Source organism: Azospirillum sp. B506 (genome assembly GCF_000333595.1).
Taxonomy (GTDB): domain Bacteria; phylum Pseudomonadota; class Alphaproteobacteria; order Azospirillales; family Azospirillaceae; genus Azospirillum.
This window is the reverse complement of the sequence record NZ_BADK01001084.1, coordinates 1-3,303: the sequence shown is the minus strand read 5'-3', so window position 1 is coordinate 3,303 and position 3,303 is coordinate 1. Positions and strand designations below refer to the sequence as shown.

Here is a 3,303-nt window from a genome sequence, read left to right as displayed (position 1 = left end):
GGGTTTGTTTCCGGATGAGACCGGCGAATGCTGGACTTGGCGAAACCGGGATGTGCGGGCGCCGAAGAACATCACCATGGGGCGCAGAACCGACGAGCGGCGCGGGAAGGTGGACCTCAGGGTTGCCGAATAGGAGGCGTTCGAGCGGTCGGGGGCCTTTGCCGGTGCTGCTCCGCCGGTTCTGCGCCATGCGCGCCGCCGATCGAACCGGCAGCGGCCTGCCAGGCGCGATCATGACGTCCGACCGATGCCGGCGCGGCGACGCCGCAGCGTTCGGGCAACGCCATGCGCCAGACGCATTGCGCACAATCGAGTAGCGCACAATCAAAATGATTGCGCGCAATCGAATTGTGCGCGATAGTCTCTCTCACGAGATCGACGGGCACCGGCTCGTACCGCCGCCCCGGAAGCCAAAAAGCCGCTACTCACCACTCAACGAAGGAGCACACGTCATGAAGACCCTGTATTCGACCAAAGTGACCGCCACCGGTGGCCGTGACGGCAAGGCCGTCAGCGAGGACGGCCTGTTGTCGGTCGCGCTGGCTGCGCCGAAGGAATTGGGCGGTCAGGGTGGGGCTACCAACCCCGAGCAACTGTTCGCCGCCGGCTATTCCGCCTGCTTCATCGGCGCCATCAAGTTCGTCGGCAACCGCGACAAGATCGCTGTTCCGGCCGATCTGACGGTCAATGCCAAGGTCGGCATCGGTGCGCGCGACGACGGCGAAGGCTTCGGCCTGACGGTCGACTTCGTGGTTTCGCTGCCGGGCATGGACAAGGCTGCCGCCGAGGATCTGCTGGCCCGCGCCCACAAGGTTTGCCCCTACAGCCACGCCACCAAGGGCAACATCCCGGTCACCACGACCGTTGCCTGAGGACCGGGCCTGAGACCATCGCCCGAGGCGAAAAGTCTTCGGCATTGCGCCGCCGGGCTGTTGCGCGCGATTGTGCAGGCCGCACGATCGACCGACGCGCGGCATCCCGGCGGCGCGCCGTCTTTTCAAGGGTCTGACATCATGGCAGTCGACAAGGACGATCCGCTTCTGCTCTCCAACCAGGCCTGCTTCGCGCTCTATTCCGCCCATCTGGCGATGAGCCGGGTCTATCGACCTATGCTCGACCAGCTTGGCCTGACCTATCCGCAGTATCTGATCATGCTGCTGCTGTGGGAGGAGGATGGGCAGTCGATGAAGGTTCTTGGCGAACGGCTCGGGCTGGACAGCGGCACGCTCACTCCGCTGCTGAAGCGGATGGAAGGACAGGGGCTGCTCACCCGCAGCCGCGATCCGCAGGACGAACGGCTGGTGCGAGTCGGCCTGACCGCCGATGGGTCGGCCCTGCGCGCACAGGCCGAACGCCTGCCGCCGCGGATCGCCGCCGCCGCCGGCTGCTCGGCCGGCGAGCTGATGTCGCTTCGTGATTCGCTGCTGCGGCTGCGCGACGACCTCAACCGGGCCGCCGATCAGGATTGACTTGGGGCTTTTGTGCAGTTCGGGCTGGAAATCGGTGGCGGCAGGGCCTTTTCTAATCGGCCGCATGTTCCGTTGAAGGTTCTCCGCCGTGAACTCCGCATTGCCAGACGACCAGCTTCACCTCCGACCGGCCGACGCGGACGACGCGCCGGAGCTTGCCCGGCTGATCGATATCGCCGGGGGCGGGGTCTATGAATTTCTGCTCGATGGGCTGATACCGGGGATGACGGCGGTGGAAATGCTGATGCCGGGGCTGGCCGGGCGCAGCGGATCGCTGTCGCACCGGCAGAGCGGCGTTGCGGAACGCGACGGGCGGGTGATCGGCATTGCTCACGGTTATCCCACCGACTGGATCCGGACGGAGGATTACAGCGGCCTGCCTCCCGACCGGGTTGCCCATATGGGCGAATTCTCCGAAACGCTGGATTGGGGCAGCTATTTCCTGTCGGCGCTGGCGGTCGATCCGGATCAGCGGCGCCACGGTGTCGCCGCGCGGCTGCTCGGCTGGTTCTACGAGCGGGCGCGCAGCGGCGGCTTCGATCGCGTCACCCTGCATGTCTGGGCCGACAACGAACCGGCCCGCCGCCTCTATGCCGGCGAGGGCTTCGAGGAGATCGGCCGCGCCGCCATCCCCTGGCATCCCCGGCTGCCGCACCGGGGCGGCAGCATCCTGCTGCGGCGCTATCTGTGAGCCGCTGGTACAGGCCGCTCGCCAGCGTATCGTCAGGAGCGGAGTCGTTGCCGTGCAACAGCACGACCGGCCTGCCTTCGCCAGCTTTCCTGTCATGCAGACGGACGCCGTCGCCGGTGAGGAACCGGCTGTCCTGAGGATGGCGGCGCTCCGCCGCCCGCGCCGCCAACCTGTTGACGACGGCCAGCCCGGCAAAGGGTCAGGGCGATGGTCGTCTCAGGCGGCTGCTGCGGCGCAGCATCGTGAGGGGGCAACCGGGTGGGCCGGGGAAGGGTTCCCTGGGGTGGCGTCAGCTCCCTCCCCAACCCTTCCCCTTGCAGTCACTTCCCTGCCTTCAATTGATCCCTGGTCAGCCAGAACACCTCGCCGAAGCTGTTGGCGGTCTGCAGCCACAGGAAATCCAGATGCGGATATTCCGCCTCCAGGATCTCGCGGCCGGTGCCGAACTCGCACAGCAGGCCGCCTTCCGGCGTCAGGTGCTTTGGCGCCTCCTTCAGGATGCGGCGGACGATGTCCAGACCGTCGTGACCGCCGGCCAGCGCCATTTCCGGCTCGGCACGGAATTCCGGCGGCAGGGCGTCCATCGCCTCGGCATCGACATAGGGCGGGTTGGTGATGATGACGTCGTATTTCCGCGTCTTCAGCGGGGCGAACAGATCGCCGTGATGCAGGGCGATGCGGTCCTCGAACCCGCTGTCGGCGACGTTGCGCTTCGCCACCTCCAGCGCGTCGGGCGACAGGTCGACGGCGTCGATCTGCGCCTCGGGGAAGATGCGGGCGGCCAGGATGGCGAGGCAGCCGGAGCCGGTGCAGAGATCCAGCACCCGTTCGACCGAGGTCGGGTCCTCCACCAGCGTGAAGTCGTCGCCGCCGAACAGGTCGGAGAACAGCAACTCGCCGATGTAGGAGCGCGGGACGATCACCCGTTCGTCCACATAGAAGGGAATGCCCTGGATATAGGCCTTGTTCAGCAGATAGGGCGCCGGCTTGCGGGTGTCGATGCGGGCATGGAGGATGCCGGCCACCGCCTCGCGCTCCGCCGCGGTCAGGCGGGCGTCGAGATAGGGGTCGAGCTGGTCGACCGGCAGATGCAGCGTCTCCAGCACCAGGAACACCGCCTCGTCGAAGGCGGTGGTGGTGCCG

General features: G+C 66.9%; 4 protein-coding genes. 3 read left to right on the top strand and 1 reads right to left on the bottom strand.

Annotated elements, in window-relative coordinates:
• Positions 1-452 precede the first annotated feature (452 nt).
• From I71_RS33430 to I71_RS33420, 3 genes are all read left to right on the top strand, one after another.
• Positions 453-872 carry an organic hydroperoxide resistance protein gene (locus I71_RS33430; protein WP_042704450.1) on the top strand — a complete coding sequence of 140 codons (420 nt, stop codon included), beginning with the start codon at positions 453-455 and terminating at the stop codon, positions 870-872.
• A gap of 141 nt (positions 873-1,013) precedes the next feature.
• On the top strand, positions 1,014-1,469 hold the full coding sequence (locus tag I71_RS33425; RefSeq protein WP_042704448.1) for a MarR family winged helix-turn-helix transcriptional regulator: 456 nt from the start codon (positions 1,014-1,016) through the stop codon (positions 1,467-1,469).
• Between the two features lie 88 nt (positions 1,470-1,557).
• Positions 1,558-2,160, top strand: coding sequence for a GNAT family N-acetyltransferase (locus I71_RS33420; protein WP_042704446.1), 603 nt, complete (start codon positions 1,558-1,560; stop codon positions 2,158-2,160).
• A gap of 320 nt (positions 2,161-2,480) precedes the next feature.
• On the opposite strand, the gene prmB is transcribed toward I71_RS33420, so the two are convergent.
• Positions 2,481-3,303: 50S ribosomal protein L3 N(5)-glutamine methyltransferase (prmB, locus tag I71_RS33415; RefSeq protein ID WP_042704443.1), on the bottom strand; the 823-nt coding region annotated here is incomplete at its 5' end.